Raw genomic sequence first — 18,671 nt, 5'->3', positions numbered from 1 at the left:
GTCACCCCTTCATTTGTTTTACGATTGCTTTTACTAATGCTAAGAAGTTAGCTTTAACACGTTCTGTCGTTTCAATTACTTCATCGTGGTGAAGTGGTTGATCTAAAATACCAGCTGCCATATTTGAAATACAAGAAATACCTAATACTTTCATACCAGCGTGACGCGCTACAATTACTTCAGGTACTGTTGACATACCAACTGCATCTCCGCCAAGTGTACGAAGCATACGAATTTCAGCAGGTGTTTCATATACAGGACCTGTCATTCCTACGTATACACCTTCTTGTACTTTAATATTTAAGTCTGCTGCAACTTGTTTCGCCATTTCGCGAAGTTCTACTGTATATGATGTAGACATATCAGGGAAACGTACGCCCATTTCAGAATCATTCGGTCCGATTAATGGATTCGTACCCATAAAGTTAATGTGGTCTGAAATTAACATAAGATCGCCTGGCTCAAATGATGTATTTACACCACCAGCTGCGTTTGTTACAACTACTGTTTCTACACCTAGTTCTTTCATAACACGAACTGGGAATGTTACTTTTTGCATGTCGTATCCTTCATAGAAGTGGAAACGTCCTTGCATTGCTACTACTGTTACACCTTGAAGTGTACCAAATACTAGTTGACCTGCATGGCCTTCTACAGTTGATACTGGGAATTCAGGGATTTCACTGTAAGGTACTGTTACTGCGTTCTCAATTTCGTCTGCTAATACACCTAGTCCTGATCCAAGGATTAGTCCTACTTGTGGTGTCTCTTGAAATTTCTCTTTTAAGTATGAAGCTGATTTTGTAATAAGTTCACGATTCATTTGTTTATCCCCCTATTTCTTTAGCTCGTTTAAGAAGCTTGTTCCGTATTCTGGCATTTTCACACCGAAGTTTTCTGCTACCGTTGCACCAATATCAGCAAATGTTTGACGAAGTGGTAACTCTTGTCCGCCTTCTTTCATGCTTGGGCTATATGCTAATAATGGTACATATTCACGTGTATGGTCAGTACCAGGGTGAATTGGATCATTACCGTGGTCTGCTGTAATTAATAATAGATCATCTTCTTTTAGTTTTGCGAATACTTCTGGAAGACGTGCATCATATTCTTGCAGAGCTTCTCCGTATCCTTGTGGATCACGGCGGTGGCCGAATAATGCATCAAAGTCAACTAAGTTTAAGAAGCTAAGACCTGTAAAGTCCATATTTAATGTATCTACAAGCTTATCCATTCCATCCATGTTAGACTTCGTACGAAGTGATTCAGTTACCCCTTCACCATCATAAATATCAGAGATTTTACCAATAGCAATTACATCGTAGTCACTATCTTTTAATTCGTTCATTACTGTACGGCCGAATGGTTTTAATGCATAGTCATGACGATTTGGTGTACGTGTAAAGTTTCCAGGTTCACCAACGAATGGACGAGCAATAACACGACCTACCATGTATTTCTCATCTAATGTTAATTCACGTGCAATTTTACAGATTTTATATAACTCATCAAGTGGCACTACTTCTTCGTGTGCTGCAATTTGCAATACGCTATCAGCAGAAGTATAAACGATTAAAGAGCCTGTTTCCATTTGCTCTTGACCAAGTTCATCAAGAATCTCAGTTCCAGAAGCTGGCTTATTACCGATAATTTTACGGCCTGTTTTTTCTTCTAATTCATCAAGTAATTCTTTCGGGAATCCTTCTGGGAACACTTGGAATGGTGTATCAATGTAAAGGCCCATGATTTCCCAGTGACCTGTCATTGTATCTTTACCAGTAGATTTCTCTTGCATTTTTGTGTAATATCCAAGTGGTTTCTCTACTTTAGAGATACCTTTCATTTCTCGAATGTTACCAAGACCTAATTTCACCATGTTAGGCATTTGTAATCCATTCATATGTTCAGCAATGTGACCAATTGTGTCAGATCCTAGATCACCAAATTGCTCAGCATCTGGTGCTTCACCGATTCCCACAGAGTCCATTACGACTAGGAATATACGTTTATATTTATTCATAACTGCGACCTCCTATAAGTTCAGTTCTACTTCTTGTAGTATGTTCAAAACGCTATAAAGTGAAACTGTTATCCAAAAGAATTCTCATTGTCAAACAGTACTTCTTTAAATCATTTTCTAACCTATTTCGTTTACTTGAAACGATTCAAAAACATTTCTAGTTTTTTCTAAGTCAGATGTCAGACATCTGATACTGATATCATAACATGTTTACGCTTTCTTTTTAATACATTTTCGTAGAATTTCTCATTTTCTTCACACTTCTATTGTAATCCATTCTGCAACGAAGTGCTAATTTTTTTATGATTTATTTCTTCATATTAAAAATAAAAAGTAGCTCTAAAGAGCTACTTTTTATTTTACTTCTATTGTTTCTTCTTTATGTTCATGCAATTCGCCTTTTCTTACATGTACTTTCACTTTGTAAGCACCGTTCTCTTTGAAAGTATGTTTCGTTTCATACTCTCCTTTATTCCCTTCTTTCGCTGGAATAAATTCGTGTTTTTCAACACCATCTTTCCAAATCTCTAGTTGTACTTCAGCACCAGTTAATGCTTCTTCTTTTTGCTTTAAATGAACTTTCATTGTAGATTCAGCATTTGCCTTTATGTCTCCAGCCATAAGATGGATCATTGTGTCACTTTTATGATCTCCATGTCCTGCACTGTGATCACTATTTTCTTTTTTCGCATCTTCTACTTTCGCATTTCCTACAGCAACTTTCACTTCTGGCATAACGTGCATTTCACGTGCATTTGTGTGAGCAATAATATGGTATACTCCATCCGTTTCGAATGTTTTCTCTACTGCATAAACACCTTTTCCTTTATGCTTACCATCTAACATCTCGTGCTTTTCGTCGCCATCTTTCCAAATTTCAAACTTTACATCATCGGCATCCGTTACTTTTTCTTTCCCTTGTGTAACAAGTGCTTGTACTTCTGTTTTTTCACCTGGTTTAATTTCTTTCGGATTTGTTTGGACTGCTACTTTTACAGCTTCAAGTTTCTGTTCTTTTTTCGGTTCTTCTTTGTTGGTATTACAGCCAGCCAACGCTAGCATCGCGATAAATAAAGTTATAATCAGTTTTTTCATCATCATTTCCTCCTTTATACTTTATTTAGTATAGAGGAAATACATTGTAATATTCCAGTCTTCTGCTGAAAACAATATACGAAATGTTTGTGAAGTTTCTGTGAAACGGTCTTCCCCTCTTAATCTATGAAAAAAAGAGCATAGTAACTATGCTCTCGGATGAAACTGTTTATATACATCTTTTAATCTAGTTTTTGAAACGTGCGTATAGATTTGCGTAGTTGAAATATCTGCATGTCCAAGCATTTCTTGTACAGCACGTAAATCTGCTCCATTTTCTAATAAGTGCGTAGCAAACGAGTGACGCAACGTATGAGGTGTAAGTTCTTTTTCAATATTTGCCTCTTTCGCTAATCGTTTTAATATTTTCCAAAATCCTTGTCTTGATAATCGATTACCATGATGGTTTAAAAAGAGTGCATCTACTACTTTTTTCCCCATTAATTCTCTTCTTCCTTTTTCAATATACTTTTGAATCGCTTCCGTTGCTAAACTTCCTAGTGGAATAATTCTTTCTTTATTCCCTTTCCCTATGCAACGAACAAATCCCATCGTTAAATGTACATCGTCTAAATTGAGTGCAATCAATTCTGAAACACGAAGTCCTGTCGCATACAGTAACTCTAGCATCGCCTTATCACGAATACCAAAAGCACTTGTCATTTTTGGTGTTTGAAGTAACGCCTCTACTTCATCAACTGATAATACCTTTGGTAATTTCCGTTCCCCTTGTGGCGTTTCAATATGTACGGATGGATCGTGTTCTACCGCTCGTTCACGAAGTAAAAATTGGTGGAACGAACGAATTGATGCGATATGACGCGCCAATGTTTTCGAAGATTTTCCGTTCTCTTTTAAATACTGCAAAAAGTTAACAATGTGTAAACGGGTCACTTCATGAAAAGTTTTCGTCTGTTCCACATTTTGCAAATACTTTACGTAGCTTTTTAAATCCCGTTCATAAGATACTACTGTATTCTTTGCTAATCCTTTTTCGACAACCATATAATGAATAAAATCTTTTAATTGATCTTCCACTCTACACTACTCCCCATTTTCATAGAAAAACATCATTCTATTTACGAAAGCATCCTTTGCCGGTTCTTCATTCCCTGATACTTTTTCTACAGTCTCTTCTTTAGGTTTTTCATAACGATGATAGCTTTCATATTCTTCATTTATCCATAGTATAGCGAAATAAAACAAAATCGTACAACTTGTAAATAATAAAAATACTTTTATTCCATCAAAAGTTAATTTTAAAGCTCGGCGCATTGTAAATTCCTCCAAAATATAAGTTATTACAACATATGCCAAGCTTTCACCAATTTATACCTTATTCAAATAAAAAACCTCTTCCTAGATAAATAGGAAAAGGTTATTTTTCATCCGTTTCATTTTCTTGACAATTTTTACAAATCCCATGGAATGTTAAACGATGATCTTTCACCTTAAAGCTCCAGTCTCGTTCTACTTTCCTTTCCACTTCACCAAGTAAATCTTCTTGTATTTCTTGTACAGCACCACATTGTGTACAAATCAAATGATGGTGGAAACGCTGCGCACCTTCTTGGCGTAAGTCATAGCGTGAAACACCGTCTCCGAAGTTAATCTTATCGACAACTTTTAACTCAGATAATAGTTCTAAAGTTCGATAGACGGTTGCTAATCCGATCTCTGGCGACTTTTCTTTTACAAGGAGGTAAACATCTTCTGCGCTTAAATGATCTTCTTCATTTTCTAGCAGCACACGAACTGTTGCTTCACGTTGCGGTGTTAATTTGTAGCTCGCTGCATGTAATTGCTTCTTAATTCGTTCAATTCTTTCTTCCATTCGGTACTACTCCCTCCTCGCCACTCTTACACCATTATATCAGAAGAAGGGCTTCTGTCAAAAGAAAAAACAATAAAAACAAATTGATAATTATTCTCAAAAAGTATTTATTTTTTATTAATAGCCTCAACGACTTCTTTCATTAAAACTGGTGATGCGTAAGCCTCCACACTAGAAGCAAGTGCTAACACCACTCCAATTACGAGAAAGAAGCATGTATAACGGATTAATAATGGTAATAGTGGCTCGGTTATTTTTCTAATAAATTGATGCCTAATCATCCGTAAAGAAAAACTTGCAGCAATGGTTGTCATAACGAGAAAGACTGGAATGATAATTAAATTTTGTGGCAAAACAGATACAAATGCTAATAATAGTCCATTCCATCCATGCTGACTTACTAAAAAACCAACTGTAAATCCAACGACAACTCCTTTTACAAATAATAAAATAAAAATAAGTGGTAATCCAATAATTGAAATTCCTAAAATCCAAATAAATCCGATGTATTTTAATTGCGAAAAGTAACTTTCTCGAAACATTTCGCCCGCAATGGCAAATTCTCCTTTAGAGACTTGTCCAAAAAAACGTTGTAAATAAAATGATAAATCTTGTTTTTGATTGATTTGTAAACTATTCACGAGAATGGCTCCGAATATTACTCCCATCAATAATAAAACAGCGTTAAATATATATAATGAAGAGTTTTCCTGTATGTGAGACATTACACGGTCTTGCCAATTTTTTCGCCACATTTTTCTTCCCTCCGTTCACACTCTTATTAAAAATGTATGAAAGAAAGAAAAAAGTATGACGAATTAACATTGAAATTCCGCTCTACTTTGCTAAACTAAAAAGTAGAGAATAGGAGGGATTTCTCTTGAAACCATTATTATTAGATTTTCCAACATTATTTCAAACTGAACGCTTGCAAGTTCGTAAACCATTTCCAGGTGATGGTGCAGAAGTATATGAAGCAATCCAAGCTTCTCTAGAAGACTTAGTACCGTGGATACCAATTAACGCTGAAACAGAAGAGAGTGCTGAAGAAATTGTTCGCGAAGCTCACGGACAGTTTTTACTTCGTGAAACACTTGATTTTCACTTATACGATAAAGTATCTGGTACATTCATCGGAGCAATTACACTAAAGCCTGAAAACTGGGATATTCCAAAGTTTTCACTTCACTTCTGGCTACATAGTGCCTATACAAAACAAGGCTATATGACCGAAGCTGTTAAAGGTGCAATTCAGTTCGCCTTTGATAAACTAGGCGCTAGAAGAATTGAAATTCGTACTGATGCAACAAATATAAATGCATGTAGCTTAGCAGAACGTCTAGAATTCATTCTAGAAGGGACAATGGAAAATGATTTCCTAGCACCAGATGGTAGCTTACGTGATGCACGTGTATATGCAAAAATCAATTAAAAAACACTCGCCTTTGGCGAGTGTTTATTTTTGTAGTTGTAAATATTGTACTGCAAACATCGTCTTCGCATCATGAATACGAAGATCTTTCATAAGAGTAATCGCTTCTTCTAACGATACTTCCATTAATTCCACAAACTCATCTTCATCTAACTCAGCTTTATTTTCTTTTCTTGTCAAACCTGTCGCTTTATATACATATAAAATTTCATCTGCGAATCCTGGAGATGTATAGAAAGAAGTAATGAGCTCCATATTTTCACATACATATCCTGTTTCCTCTTCTAATTCACGAACTGCTGTTACCTCAGGTTTTTCACCAGGTTCTAACTTGCCAGCCGGAATTTCTATAATCGCCTTTTCAAGTGCTTTACGATACTGCTCAACAAGCACAATTTTCCCCTCATCAGTAATAGCAATAATAGCAACTGCACCAGGGTGATTTACAATTTCACGTTTACTCATTGCTCCATTTGGTAATACTACATCATCAACACGAACTTTTATAACTCTACCATCAAAAATTGGCTCAGTTTTTACTGTTCTCTCTGCAAGATTACTCATACTACTTCATCTCCCTGTTCTATTTCCTATTCTTTCCTCATACATTTTACCACATTGAAAGGAGCGTGATAGAAATGAAAGTTTATATTTTACCAAATCGCGTCACTTTAGTCGGAAAAGCATGGCAAATTCGCCATAAGCTAAAGCAATATAGCAAAGAGTATACAACTGTACAAGAGTGGATTACAGCAAATAAAGTGAAACATTAATCATGCTTTTACGGGCAGTTAATGCGAAGCGGAAAGTAAACGTTTGTCAACCTCTTTTCCCTCTCGTACAATAAAGGTAAGGAGGTTGACCTATGAAAAAACGTCAATTAGGAAACTCAGATTTGTTTGTTACAGAAATGGGCCTTGGCTGTATGTCTCTCGGTACATCTGAAACAGAAGCTATGCATATTATCGATGAAGCGATCGATTTAGGAATTAATTTTTTTGATACAGCAGATTTATATGATTACGGATTAAATGAAGAATTTGTTGGAAAAGCCTTGAAGGGAAGAAGAGACCAAATTGTACTTACAACGAAGGTTGGAAATCGTTGGACAGAAGAAAAAAATGGCTGGTCTTGGGATCCTTCTAAAGCTTACATAAAGACTGAAGTAAAGGAAAGTTTACGTAGACTTCAAACTGATTATATTGACCTTTACCAACTTCATGGCGGAACAATTGAAGATCCAATAGATGAAACAATTGAAGCTTTTGAAGAATTGAAAAAGGAAGGTATTATTCGCCATTACGGTATTTCTTCTATACGCCCAAATGTCGTTCGTGAATATGCAAAACGCTCAAACATCGTTAGTGTACTAATGGAATATAACCTTTTAAATCGTCGTCCAGAAGAATGGTTCCCCCTTCTAAATGAACACCAAATTAGCGTCATTGCCCGCGGGCCACTTGCAAAAGGAATTTTAACTGACAATAATGCAAGAAAGATAGAAAGAGTAAAGGAAAAGGATTATCTCTCTTATTCTTACGATGAATTACATGCAACTCTAGCAAGTGTAAAAGAAATGATTGGAGAACGCTCTTTAACAGGAACAGCTATTCAATATTGCTTACATAATAAGACTGTTGCAGCTGTTATACCTGGTGCAAGCTCTCTTCAACAATTACAGGAAAATATACGAGCTAGTCAACAGTTACCTTTAACGAAAGAAGAATATATACAACTTCAAAAGATTGTTAAATATGACACATATGCTTTGCATCGTTAAAAATATCGAATTACCGATAAAACAGAAGACTGTCTCCAGTATTAGGAGACAGTCTTTTTTATAACGTATCATATTTATCAGGATTCGTTCCTACATGTAAATCACGATTCAACGTGTTAATTTGACGTATCTCTTCTTCAGTTAGTGCAAAATCAGAAATAGTAAAGTTTTCTTTAATACGAGATGGTGTAACAGATTTAGGAATTGTAACAATCCCGCTTTGAATATCCCACCTTAATATAACTTGTGCAGGTGTTTTTTCATATTTGTTAGCAATAGCCTGAATGATTGGATGCTGGAATACTTCTCCGCCCCTCATTAACGGACTCCATGCTTCCATTTGAATTTGCTCATCTTGACAATAATTTCGCAACTCAAATTGCGTCAACATCGGATGAAGTTCCACTTGGTTTACCATCGGCTTCACTTTGCAATTTGGTAATAATAGTTCTAAATGATGTTTATGAAAATTAGAAACACCAATCGCACGCACTTTACCTTCTTCATACAATTTCTCTAAAGCTCGGTACGTATCAACATACTTCCCTCTTACCGGCCAATGTATTAAATATAAATCTACATAGTCCATTTGTAATTTTTTCAAACTCTTTTCAAACGCCTCGAGTGTCTCCTCATATCCTTGATCGTCGTTCCATACTTTTGTTGTTATAAATATATCTTCTCTTGGAATTCCTGATTCACGTATCGCCTCTCCGACACCGCTTTCATTTTCATATACAGTTGCTGTATCAATCGAACGGTATCCAACTTCTAACGCTGTTTTTACTGCTTGCTTTACTTCGTCTCCTTCTTTCGCTTTATATACGCCTAGACCAATCATCGGCATTTTCACGCCATTATGAAGTGTAGTTGTTGGAATATGCACAGTCGTCTCCCTTTCATTGTTACATTTTTTATAAGCCACAATTTTATTTCAACAAGATTCATCCCAAAAGTCAAAACATACGTACAGTTTACATAACACTTTTATATAGCTAAAAAATAGCGTGAACTCATTCATTCACGTTATTTTTTCTCCATTCTTTCGCTTTTTCATCCACATTGCGCACAAACTCATTTTTTCCTTCCGTATATAACGCGCCATCATATGTATACTTTTCGGCTAATTCTTTCTTTAAGGTTGCATATGCCTCTGCTTCTTCACAATGAGCCATCATATAATCACGAAATGCTAAATGCCTTACTATCTCTGGATTTCCTTTTTCAAACACGTGTAAATGATACGAGCGTTTTTCTTCAGTTCCATGAATAAAATATCGGCGTCTTGAAATACCATTTTCCCCTTTTACGATGTAACCAAGCTCTATAAATCGTTCATTCCACCCATCTACTCTTTCGATATTTTCTACTTCCATGATCATATCAATAATAGGTTTAGCTGCCAGTCCGGGAACTGACGTACTTCCAATATGATAAATTTTTACCGTTTCTGGCATCGCTGATTTTAATCTTTTAGCCTCCATTTGAAATTTTTCACTCCAATGGTTTTCATGTGGAACAACGACAATTTTTCTCATTCTAACTCCCCTTTTCTTACAAGCTCGTCAAAAAATGATCAGTGGTATTTCACTGATCATTTTTTTATTATTTAAAGTCTTTCCAAGTAAGGTTACTTTCACTTAGCAGTTCTTCAAATGATTTATTCTTTTCACGTTCTTTTTGTTCTTGGCGCTTTCTTTCCAGTTCAGCTGCCTCTTTTTCCTCTTCCCTCACTTGCAACTCTTTCTTCTTACTCTTTAATTGTTGCATGAGTGAATCATTTAATTGATCGCCTAATGTAAGTGTTTCTTTCTTTGGTTGATTCACTTGTGATTGTCTTTGCATTTGTCTTTGTTTCTTTTTCTTCATGCTACTCACCTTTTACTTTTTTCTCCATTATAGTAGATACACAATGAAATCGACAATAAAAAAGGGTCTTTACTCTATTATTCACTTTTCGTAAATATGTTAATTTTTCGAAAAGACTAAATTTTTATGTAGCTATAATCCTATGAATCTATTAAAATTATGTCGTATGATGTCAGATTATAAAAAAGGAGAATTATATTATGTGGAAAAAAATTATTCCTGCCGTTGCTGTTTTAAGCACCATTACTTTTTCAAGCGTATTTGCCGCTCCCCCATCTCAGAATCCAGCTGAACAAAACCGCTACATAGACGTACAAATGCTTGGTATTAATGATCTCCATGGACAACTAGATACTGTTAAAAAAATCAATAATAAAGAAGCTGGTGGCGCTGATTACTTAGCTACTTATTTAAAAGAACATAAAAAACAAAACCCTAATACACTTCTCGTACATGCTGGTGATATCGTCGGAGCTAGTCCACCAGTTTCAGCATTATTACAAGATGAACCGACGATTGAATTTTTAAATGACTTAAAATTTGATGTCGGTACAATCGGGAACCATGAATTTGATGAAGGCATTGATGAAATGAAACGCCTCATTTACGGTGGATATCATGAAAAAACAGGAAATTTCAAAGGGGCTAACTTCCCCTATGTAGCTGCTAATTTCTATAACAAATCAACTGGCCGCTTATTTTTACCACCATTTACTGTAAAAATGGTAGATGGTGTTCCTGTAGGATTCATTGGGGTTGTTACAACTGATACACCAAATGTCGTTATGCCTACGATGCTTAACAATGTAAAAATTACTGATGAAGTAGAAGCAATTAATAAATCAACACAACAATTAAAACGCCTCGGCGTTAAATCTATCGTCGTTCTTGCTCATGTCGGTGGAACAACCGATGAGTCTGGGGTAACAAATGGCGATCTTACTCGAATTGCAAATGAAACAGACCCAGAAGTTGATGTTATTTTCGGTGGACATAGTCATACGTATGTAAATGGTACAGTAAATAATAAACTAATTGTCCAAGCAAATTCATACGGAATGGCTTTCTCAGACGTCGATGTAACAATTGATCGTAAAACAAAGGATATTGTAAAGAAAAAAGCTGAAGTTGTTACAACGTATCATGAAGGTGTAGAACCTGATAAACAAGTAAAGAAAAAACTAGATCAATATAAAGAAAAAATCGCACCACTTGTAAATGAAGTGGTCGGAAAATCTACAGCACCTATCGACCGTAAACAAAATGATGCTGGTGAGTCCACTCTTGGAAATTTAGTTGCCGATGCTCAGCGTCAAACGATGCAAACTCAAATCTCCCTCATGAATCCTGGTGGCATTCGTAATGACTTAGATGCTGGTGATATTACGTGGGGTGAGTTATACGGCATTCAACCTTTTGGAAATCAATTGATTAAAGTAGATTTAACAGGTCAAGACATTCGCGATATTTTAAATCAGCAATGGCAAAAAGGAACAACAAGAATGCTTCAAATTTCAGGTATTCAATATACGTGGGATGCAAATAAACCAAACGGTGAAAAAGTTACAAATATACGTTTAACAAACGGAGAAGAATTATCTCCATCTACAACGTATAGCGTAGTTGCAAATGCCTTCTTAGCTTCTGGCGGTGATGGATTCGTATCATTTAAAAATGGTAAAAATGCAGAAACTGGGCCAAACGACTTTGAAGCGTTAGTCAATTACGTAAAACAATTAAAAGAACCAATTCAGCCAGTTATTGATGGAAGAATTCAAAAAGTAAATTAAGTGTTTCTCTAATAATAAATTTCATTTTTCACGTATAAAGGATTTGTACTGATCCTCTATTTTATACGTAATATACATCATAAAAAGGATACTCGTTCTTCTAATGAACATAGTATCCTTTTCTTTAGTTATCAAAATGTGATGTTTTGTCAACTTCATATTGCTGTAAAAATTGTTGCAACGCCTCTTCTACAAGTTTAGATTTTTGAATTCCTTTCGATTCTGATATAAGGTCCAATCTTGCTAATATTTCTGTATTAATAGAAAAGGTTCGTCTCTTTTTCTCTGTACTTTTACTCACAATTGGTACAATTACTTCTTCTCTTTTTCTTAATAACTCATAAATGCTTTGTAATTGCTCATAAATTAATAATTGATAATCTGTTTTCTCATATTGAAGGGCGGTCGCTTCTTGGAGTTGTAAGTGACGTGGTTCTTCTCCATCTCCTACAAAAATACGTTTCTTCTGCTCTCCATCATATTCGTATCCAATCAATCTTAATTTCTTCGATAATGTATACGGGCTTATTTCAAGACGTTTTGCTATAATAGCGATGGATTCACGTCTATTTAAACCATCTATAATTTCTCCAATCGTCACAATTTCCCTCCTCCCGTGTTGAAATGACACTAGTATGGTATGTTACAATGATTTTCTAACAGTATATGCAAAATGAATAGCCTGTGCGATTCATACGATTTCACAAAAGGAGGTTTTCAATATGCTTTTTCGTAGCTACACCCCTCAGTTCTATAACGAAAACAAACAACTCATTCCTAATAGTATCGCTACGATAGAAAGCGTTATGATTAATAATCGAAAACAAACTCTCCTTATGCGTGGACAAAACGTAGAGCAACCTATTTTATTATGCTGTCACGGCGGACCTGGGATGGCACAAATCGGATTTATTCGCCATTTTCAAAAAGAATTAGAGAAGCAATTTATTGTTATTAATTGGGATCAGCGCGGAGCTGGTAAATCCTTTTCAATGAAAGATTTCGGAGCAAATTTCACAATCGAACAATTCGTTTCCGATGCAAAAGAAGTGATTCAATATGTACTTAAAAAGTTCAACAAACAAAAACTATTTCTCGCTGGTCATTCTTGGGGAAGTATTATTGGGCTTAACATAGCACATCAATATCCAAAGTATATCGAGGCTTACATCGGTATTGGGCAAATTGTACATATGAAACAAAATGAAGAATTGCTATATCAACATTTAATTCATTCTGCAAAAAAACATGATCATAAAAAAGCATTAGCTTCCCTTTTAAAATTAGGCAAACCACCATTTTTAGATACGAGACGTCTCATTATTCAAAGAAAGTGGCTTGGCACATTTGGAGGCGCAATCCAAAACGGATCTTCCTTTTCTTTCATACGAAAAGGTTTCTTTTCTCCCGAATATACGCTATTAGATTGGTTCAAGTTTCTCGCAGGAAATTTAAAATCTGGCATTTTATGGGAAGAAATGCTGACAATCGATTTCTTTTCTTCTATCTCAAGTTTATCTATTCCAGTTTATTTTTGTTCTGGTCGCTATGATTATCAAACTCCTTATGCACTCGTTCAGGAATATTGCGATATTATTGAAGCGCCTATAAAAAAGATGATTTGGTTCCCAAATTCAGCACATTCTCCTGATTTAGAAGAACCAGAATTATTCGCTAATTCTTTACAATCAATTAAACAAGAGCTAGCTTTTCAGCATTAGTAACAAAAGGCTCTTTTACATTTCATAGAAAACATTTTATAATAATATGTCGCAAGTATGTATAAACATAGCAAAATGTTTCACATTTACTTGTCTTAACAGAATAAAAATTTAGGGAGATTACATTTATTATGAACGCTGTACTCGTCGCAGTAGCAATTATGCTATTGCTTAGTTTGTTACGTGTCCAGGTCATTGTCGCCATCATTGTTGGAGCTTTAACAGGCGGACTTATCGGCGGACTCGGTATTTCAGAAACGATTAACACTTTTACAACTGGTCTTGGAAACAGTGCTCCAATCGCTTTAAGTTATGCAATGCTTGGTGGTTTCGCTATTTCCCTTTCCAAAACAGGACTTCCAGATGCTATGATTCAAACTGCATTAAAATGGATTGGCAATGAACAAGACACGAAAAAACAAGTTTATTCTAAAATACTTATTTTATTCATTATTTTAACGATGGCTTGTTTCTCACAAAATGTGATTCCTGTTCACATTGCTTTCATCCCCATCTTAATTCCAGCACTTTTAAAAGTATTAAATGAGCTGAAAGTGGATCGCAGACTTGTCACATGTATTATTACATTTGGATTGATTACTCCTTATATGTGGATCCCTGCAGGGTTCGGAAAAATTTATCATGACGTATTGCAAACCAACGCTGCGCAAAGCGGCCTTACATTTGATGTCACACTTATTCCAAAAGCAATGACTATTCCAGCAATCGGTATGATTATTGGATTATGTGTAGCGGTATTCATTACGTACCGAAAACCTCGTACGTATGAAACAGAACAAATTCATACTACCGAAAATGAAATCGTTCCCTATACAAAACGTAGCATTACTTTCGGGTTATTATCTATCATTGCTACATTAACTGTTCAATTAACAACAGAATCCATGATTTTCGGTGCTTTAGCAGGTATTATCGTCTTATCAGTTAGTGGCAGTCTACCACTTAAAGAAGCAGATGCGATATTAACAAGCGGAATGCGTATGATGTCCTTTATTGGCTTTGTTATGATTGCTGCCGCTGGATTCGGCGCTGTTCTTCGAAAAACAGGACATGTTGAATCTCTAGTGCAAACGAGTGCACATATAATCGGAAATAACAAACCACTCGCTGCATTTCTTATGCTCGTTATTGGACTTCTCGTTACGATGGGAATTGGTTCATCCTTTTCAACCATCCCTATCTTAACAACCATTTTTGTACCTCTTTGCATTCAGCTTGGATTTAGTCCAATGGCCACAATTGCAATTATCGGTACAGCCGGAGCACTAGGTGACGCAGGATCTCCAGCATCGGATAGTACCCTTGGACCAACATCCGGTTTAAATGCTGATGGTCAGCACCATCATATATGGGATACATGTGTACCCACTTTTCTACATTACAATATACCGTTACTTATATTTGGCTTTATTGCCGCAATTACATTATAAAAAGGTGCGTATAAAACGCACCTTTTACTTTTTTATTTTTCCTTTTAATTGTTGAAAAGCTACTTTTCCGTTATCTTTGACATAGCTTTCAATTGTCGGTAGTGATGAACCTATCCATTCACACTCTATACTCCCATTCGGTCCAACAATTTTTAATTTATCTGGTATATGTATATTTAGAAATCTCGCTGACCGAATTAACTCAATAGCAATCTGATCACTTGAGGCTACAATTCCATCTATATACGGATTGTTTTGCAATAATGTAATAAATTGTTTATTTGTATACCCTTGTACACATTCTTCTCGATAAGAGATTCCTTCATCCCAAACAGCGTCTAAAAACCCTGCTATATGATCTTCCATTTCTTCACTTTCTTCTCCCTCACCGAAATATGCAAGAAAGTGACACCCTTCCTCTTTTAATAAAGAAACAGCTCTCTGTCCACTTTCATAATAATTTCCATGTGATTGTTGCTCATCGATCACAACAAACGGAAATGGAATTTCTCCTACACTTTTAAAAACTGCTCTCGTCAAAATAACACCTGCAATGTTATTTTGCTTCAGCATATGTATGTATCTATCTTTATTCTCTATATTACAAATAATGATTTGATAGCCTTCTTTATATGCTATTTCCTCAATACAATGTAGCAAAGTGATGTTTGATTGGTTACATAAATTATCTACAAGTAATGCAATTATCGTTGAACTCTCTTTAAATAGTGGCTTCGCTGCACTGTTTGGCCTATAACGTAATTCTTCAATTGCTTCCTTTACTTGTTTTACTGTGTCCTCATGAACGTATCCTTTTTCATTAATAACTCGTGAAACGGTTGCGACTGAAACACCTGCCAATTTTGCAACATCACGTATAGTTGCCACATCGTCACCCCTTAATATGGTAATAGATTACAATTTTACGGTAACCTAAATTACACTATCCGTCAAGATTAATAACTCACATTTCTGAAAATTGTTACATCATTTCACTAAACGATACTCCAACTGAATTTCATGTAAAATTGGGATATTATCATATCCCATACGTGGAATTTCTTTCTTTATTTTTCGTGCCTCCTCTACCGCATTCACATATAAATTAGTCATTACAAAATTACGTTTTTGGTAAAATCGTAACGCATTCATATTATCATTTGTTGTAATAAGCCAAATCTGTCTGCACCGTTCTTCTTCTGCAACTTGTAATACACAATCCACAAGTTTCGTCCCTATTCCTTTTCTTTCTTCAAAGCTATCTAGCGATACAATTTCGCATATATTTCCGGTCACTTCATACGTTATAATTCCGATTATTCTGTCATCTGAGAGCGCAACAAATCCTGGCAACTCTTCTAACTGATGTCCCTTACCACGTGAAACCATCAATGAACTTCCCCAGTTCTCACACATGAACATTCGGATTGTTTCTTTCATCGCTGGCGTAATTTTTTGTATATGCAGCATTTCCTATTTCTCCCCTTTTATATCATTGTGATACAATATAAGTGTATCACATGTAACGGTATTTGGAGGATGAGGTAAAGTATGAAACGTTTTTTTGCAGCACTGTTTACTATACTAGGTGCAATAACTGCCCTTGGGATTTTCTTTACAAATAAAGTAATGTACTTAAAGAAAAAAACAGAGGAAGAAGTACTCGAAAGAGAAACGAAAAAACATTTTCGTATAGAGGATTTTGATGCTCTTCATAAAGAAGAAATTCATATCCCTTCACAATTCGGATACGACCTTCACGGATATTACATTCCTGCTGGTCATTCCACCAATAAGTTTATGGTTTTTTGCCACGGTGTAACTGTAAATAAAATAAACTCTGTAAAATATGCAAACTTATTCTTAAAAAGGGGATATAACGTCCTCATTTACGATCATCGTCGTCATGGTAAAACTGGCGGAAAAACAACAAGCTATGGATACTATGAAAAACATGATTTAAAATCCGTAGTTGACTGGCTAAAAAACCGTTTTGGCACCAATATTACACTTGGTATTCATGGTGAATCTATGGGAGCTGCAACACTTCTTCAATACGCAGGACTTGTAGAAGATGGTGCTGATTTCTATATTGCAGATTGTCCTTTCTCTGATTTTCACGGACAATTACAGCACCGTTTAAAGGTTGAATTCCATTTACCAAAATGGCCTTTATTACCTTTAGCAAACGCATTTTTGAAAGTTCGTGACGGTTATACAATTCGTGAAGTTTCACCAATCGACTGTATAAAAAACATTAACAATCCCGTTCTCTTTATTCATAGTAAAGATGACGACTATATTTTAGCTGATATGACAAAAGCGTTATATGAAGCGAAAGAAAATAATAAGCAGCTTTATATTGCAGAACACGGTGCACACGCTTGCTCTTATAACGAAAATAAAGAAGAGTACGAAGCAGCCGTCGATCAATTTTTAAACACATATGTGAAAGAAACAAAAAACAGGCTTGCATAAGCCTGTTTTTTATTGCGCTAAAACGTCTGTAACTTGTTCCATATTTTCAGAAATCCATTGCATTGCATCATCTAACGTTGGGAATTCTGTCGTTTGAAATGTTACTTCATCTTGAAGTAACCAAACATCCTTTGCCTCTTGCCCTACACCTGCAATGGACCAATGTAACAAACTATATGGATGATTATCATTCAAAAATGATGCCCACGTGCGCTCATTTGCAATGTTTCGTAATGTATGTAATTGTTTATCCATCTCTCGTCACCTTACTCTAGTCAGTTATGAAAACTATTATAACACTCTCTTCTTTCTCAAACAAAGTGCTCTTTTTATATTGTCAAGCACTTCCCTTGATTATATGATGAAATTAAGCGTTTGGGAAGGAGGGATAACGTTGGCAAAAGTACAAATTAAAGTAAATGATAATGGCTCTTTTCGCGTTACAGGGGACGTGGAATTAGTCGACTCACAAGGGAATGTATTCCCAGCAAAACCGGCATTTTCTTTATGCCGTTGTGGTTTATCAAAAAATATGCCTTATTGCGACGCTTCGCATAAAGGTAAATTCGAGTCTGTTGTTAGAGCACCAGAGGCAGAATAATTTTACATGTGACATGCACATTTTTTTGTGCATGTTTTTTCTTTTTAGCAACTCCGTTATATCCCTTCTCCTTACAACATTTCTAATACTTTTATTTCCATTCCAGCCTGCATATATTTTCACACAATTCTTCACATTCGAATATTTTTTACTAGCCTTTTATTTTTTTTGTGCTATAATTTGAGCAAACAGCATCCTTCGGGGTCGGGTGAAATTCCCAACCGGCGGTGATGAAGTGAAAACTTCTAAGTCCGTGACCCGTTTTCAACTCGAAAACGGTGGATCTAGTGAAACTCTAGGGCCGACAGTATAGTCTGGATGGGAGAAGGATATGTTTCTAGTTTTTTATATAGTGAATACACTTTTATTTCAGTATGCATATTTTTAAAGATTCATTTTGATTCTTTATATATGTTTAATTTTCTATACTTATTTTTTATACTGAAATAAAAAGAGACAACTAGCGTTTAAAAATTCGATATTTTGCTAGGTTTTTTCCTTATGCAGAAATATCAATTATCGTTAGGTTTCTTTCCTATGCTTTCGTATTCAAACTATATTTCTAGAAATCACGTCTCCCAAACCCCAAGGATATTAAAT

The 18,671-nt window shown here is 35.5% G+C and carries 23 protein-coding genes and 1 riboswitch; of the genes, 8 read left to right on the top strand and 15 right to left on the bottom strand.

All coding sequences use genetic code 11. The features are described 5' to 3' along the window. Position 1 precedes the first annotated feature (1 nt). The 7 genes from ACTFSL_RS24285 to spoIIM form a co-directional block, all read right to left on the bottom strand. Positions 2–823 carry a purine-nucleoside phosphorylase gene (locus ACTFSL_RS24285; RefSeq protein ID WP_001078446.1) on the bottom strand — a complete coding sequence of 274 codons (822 nt, stop codon included), beginning with the start codon at positions 821–823 and terminating at the stop codon, positions 2–4. A 12-nt stretch (positions 824–835) separates the two neighbouring features. Further along, a complete protein-coding gene (deoB, locus tag ACTFSL_RS24280; RefSeq protein WP_001046079.1) occupies positions 836–2,020 on the bottom strand; it encodes a phosphopentomutase in 1,185 nt (394 codons plus the stop codon). A 354-nt stretch (positions 2,021–2,374) separates the two neighbouring features. Beyond that, positions 2,375–3,115, bottom strand: coding sequence for a FixH family protein (locus ACTFSL_RS24275; protein WP_000733456.1), 741 nt, complete (start codon positions 3,113–3,115; stop codon positions 2,375–2,377). A 147-nt stretch (positions 3,116–3,262) separates the two neighbouring features. Beyond that, a complete protein-coding gene (gene xerD, locus ACTFSL_RS24270; protein ID WP_440042535.1) occupies positions 3,263–4,153 on the bottom strand; it encodes a site-specific tyrosine recombinase XerD in 891 nt (296 codons plus the stop codon). A gap of 6 nt (positions 4,154–4,159) precedes the next feature. Then, on the bottom strand, positions 4,160–4,390 hold the full coding sequence (locus ACTFSL_RS24265) for a YqzK family protein (protein WP_001250432.1): 231 nt from the start codon (positions 4,388–4,390) through the stop codon (positions 4,160–4,162). A gap of 103 nt (positions 4,391–4,493) precedes the next feature. Further along, positions 4,494–4,949, bottom strand: coding sequence for a ferric iron uptake transcriptional regulator (gene fur, locus ACTFSL_RS24260; protein WP_000392657.1), 456 nt, complete (start codon positions 4,947–4,949; stop codon positions 4,494–4,496). Positions 4,950–5,056: 107 nt separating this feature from the next. Further along, complete coding sequence (spoIIM, locus tag ACTFSL_RS24255) at positions 5,057–5,674, bottom strand: stage II sporulation protein M (RefSeq protein WP_013142149.1); 618 nt, start codon at positions 5,672–5,674, stop codon at positions 5,057–5,059. A gap of 155 nt (positions 5,675–5,829) precedes the next feature. Here spoIIM and ACTFSL_RS24250 point away from each other — a divergent pair, with 155 nt between their 5' ends. Continuing rightward, positions 5,830–6,381, top strand: coding sequence for a GNAT family N-acetyltransferase (locus ACTFSL_RS24250; RefSeq protein WP_000803479.1), 552 nt, complete (start codon positions 5,830–5,832; stop codon positions 6,379–6,381). Between the two features lie 24 nt (positions 6,382–6,405). Here ACTFSL_RS24250 and ACTFSL_RS24245 read toward each other — a convergent pair whose 3' ends face one another. Further along, the gene (locus ACTFSL_RS24245; RefSeq protein ID WP_000067042.1) at positions 6,406–6,945 is read right to left on the bottom strand and encodes an NUDIX hydrolase; all 540 of its coding nucleotides are present in this window, start codon (positions 6,943–6,945) and stop codon (positions 6,406–6,408) included. 74 nt (positions 6,946–7,019) lie between these two features. On the opposite strand from ACTFSL_RS24245, the gene mciZ reads away from it, so the two are divergent. Both mciZ and ACTFSL_RS24235 read left to right on the top strand, forming a co-directional pair. Next, positions 7,020–7,154, top strand: a complete 135-nt coding sequence (gene mciZ / locus ACTFSL_RS24240) for a Z-ring formation inhibitor MciZ (RefSeq protein WP_000870302.1) — start codon at positions 7,020–7,022, stop codon at positions 7,152–7,154. A 92-nt stretch (positions 7,155–7,246) separates the two neighbouring features. Beyond that, the gene (locus ACTFSL_RS24235) at positions 7,247–8,161 is read left to right on the top strand and encodes an aldo/keto reductase (protein ID WP_000747210.1); all 915 of its coding nucleotides are present in this window, start codon (positions 7,247–7,249) and stop codon (positions 8,159–8,161) included. Between the two features lie 58 nt (positions 8,162–8,219). Here the strand turns inward: ACTFSL_RS24235 and ACTFSL_RS24230 are convergent, their stop codons facing one another. From ACTFSL_RS24230 to ACTFSL_RS24220, 3 genes are all read right to left on the bottom strand, one after another. Then, positions 8,220–9,047 carry an aldo/keto reductase gene (locus ACTFSL_RS24230; RefSeq protein WP_000547993.1) on the bottom strand — a complete coding sequence of 276 codons (828 nt, stop codon included), beginning with the start codon at positions 9,045–9,047 and terminating at the stop codon, positions 8,220–8,222. A gap of 127 nt (positions 9,048–9,174) precedes the next feature. Beyond that, positions 9,175–9,699, bottom strand: a complete 525-nt coding sequence (locus ACTFSL_RS24225; protein WP_001227190.1) for a GrpB family protein — start codon at positions 9,697–9,699, stop codon at positions 9,175–9,177. Positions 9,700–9,766: 67 nt separating this feature from the next. Further along, positions 9,767–10,030, bottom strand: coding sequence for a YqkE family protein (locus ACTFSL_RS24220; RefSeq protein ID WP_000727561.1), 264 nt, complete (start codon positions 10,028–10,030; stop codon positions 9,767–9,769). A gap of 200 nt (positions 10,031–10,230) precedes the next feature. Between ACTFSL_RS24220 and ACTFSL_RS24215 the strand changes: the two genes are divergently transcribed. Then, entirely contained in the window at positions 10,231–11,820 is a 1,590-nt protein-coding gene (locus ACTFSL_RS24215) for a bifunctional metallophosphatase/5'-nucleotidase (RefSeq protein ID WP_440042533.1), read from the top strand. A 124-nt stretch (positions 11,821–11,944) separates the two neighbouring features. On the opposite strand, the gene ACTFSL_RS24210 is transcribed toward ACTFSL_RS24215, so the two are convergent. After that, a complete protein-coding gene (locus tag ACTFSL_RS24210) occupies positions 11,945–12,421 on the bottom strand; it encodes a ribbon-helix-helix domain-containing protein (protein WP_098963112.1) in 477 nt (158 codons plus the stop codon). A gap of 121 nt (positions 12,422–12,542) precedes the next feature. Here ACTFSL_RS24210 and ACTFSL_RS24205 point away from each other — a divergent pair, with 121 nt between their 5' ends. Together ACTFSL_RS24205 and ACTFSL_RS24200 are read left to right on the top strand one after the other, a co-directional pair. Beyond that, complete coding sequence (locus ACTFSL_RS24205) at positions 12,543–13,541, top strand: alpha/beta fold hydrolase (RefSeq protein WP_000898969.1); 999 nt, start codon at positions 12,543–12,545, stop codon at positions 13,539–13,541. Positions 13,542–13,672: 131 nt separating this feature from the next. Next, the gene (locus ACTFSL_RS24200) at positions 13,673–14,992 is read left to right on the top strand and encodes a Na+/H+ antiporter family protein (RefSeq protein ID WP_000994816.1); all 1,320 of its coding nucleotides are present in this window, start codon (positions 13,673–13,675) and stop codon (positions 14,990–14,992) included. 24 nt (positions 14,993–15,016) lie between these two features. On the opposite strand, the gene ACTFSL_RS24195 is transcribed toward ACTFSL_RS24200, so the two are convergent. Both ACTFSL_RS24195 and ACTFSL_RS24190 read right to left on the bottom strand, forming a co-directional pair. Beyond that, positions 15,017–15,880 (bottom strand): LacI family DNA-binding transcriptional regulator, encoded by an 864-nt coding sequence (locus ACTFSL_RS24195; RefSeq protein ID WP_119683892.1) that lies wholly within the window; start codon positions 15,878–15,880, stop codon positions 15,017–15,019. A 99-nt stretch (positions 15,881–15,979) separates the two neighbouring features. Then, positions 15,980–16,462 (bottom strand): GNAT family N-acetyltransferase, encoded by a 483-nt coding sequence (locus ACTFSL_RS24190; protein WP_440042531.1) that lies wholly within the window; start codon positions 16,460–16,462, stop codon positions 15,980–15,982. Between the two features lie 81 nt (positions 16,463–16,543). Here ACTFSL_RS24190 and ACTFSL_RS24185 point away from each other — a divergent pair, with 81 nt between their 5' ends. After that, the gene (locus ACTFSL_RS24185; protein ID WP_000819234.1) at positions 16,544–17,470 is read left to right on the top strand and encodes an alpha/beta hydrolase; all 927 of its coding nucleotides are present in this window, start codon (positions 16,544–16,546) and stop codon (positions 17,468–17,470) included. A gap of 9 nt (positions 17,471–17,479) precedes the next feature. Here the strand turns inward: ACTFSL_RS24185 and ACTFSL_RS24180 are convergent, their stop codons facing one another. After that, positions 17,480–17,725, bottom strand: coding sequence for a DUF2552 family protein (locus ACTFSL_RS24180; RefSeq protein ID WP_000360793.1), 246 nt, complete (start codon positions 17,723–17,725; stop codon positions 17,480–17,482). A gap of 139 nt (positions 17,726–17,864) precedes the next feature. Here ACTFSL_RS24180 and ACTFSL_RS24175 point away from each other — a divergent pair, with 139 nt between their 5' ends. Continuing rightward, positions 17,865–18,071: a CDGSH iron-sulfur domain-containing protein gene (locus ACTFSL_RS24175; RefSeq protein ID WP_001151582.1), complete on the top strand. Its 207-nt coding sequence runs from the start codon at positions 17,865–17,867 to the stop codon at positions 18,069–18,071. Positions 18,072–18,261: 190 nt separating this feature from the next. Beyond that, positions 18,262–18,405, top strand: a riboswitch (FMN riboswitch). Positions 18,406–18,671: the final 266 nt, after the last annotated feature.

The organism is Bacillus cereus group sp. MYBK108-1 (assembly GCF_051917185.1).
GTDB lineage: Bacteria > Bacillota > Bacilli > Bacillales > Bacillaceae_G > Bacillus_A > Bacillus_A cereus.
This window is presented reverse-complemented; position numbering and strand designations above follow the sequence as displayed.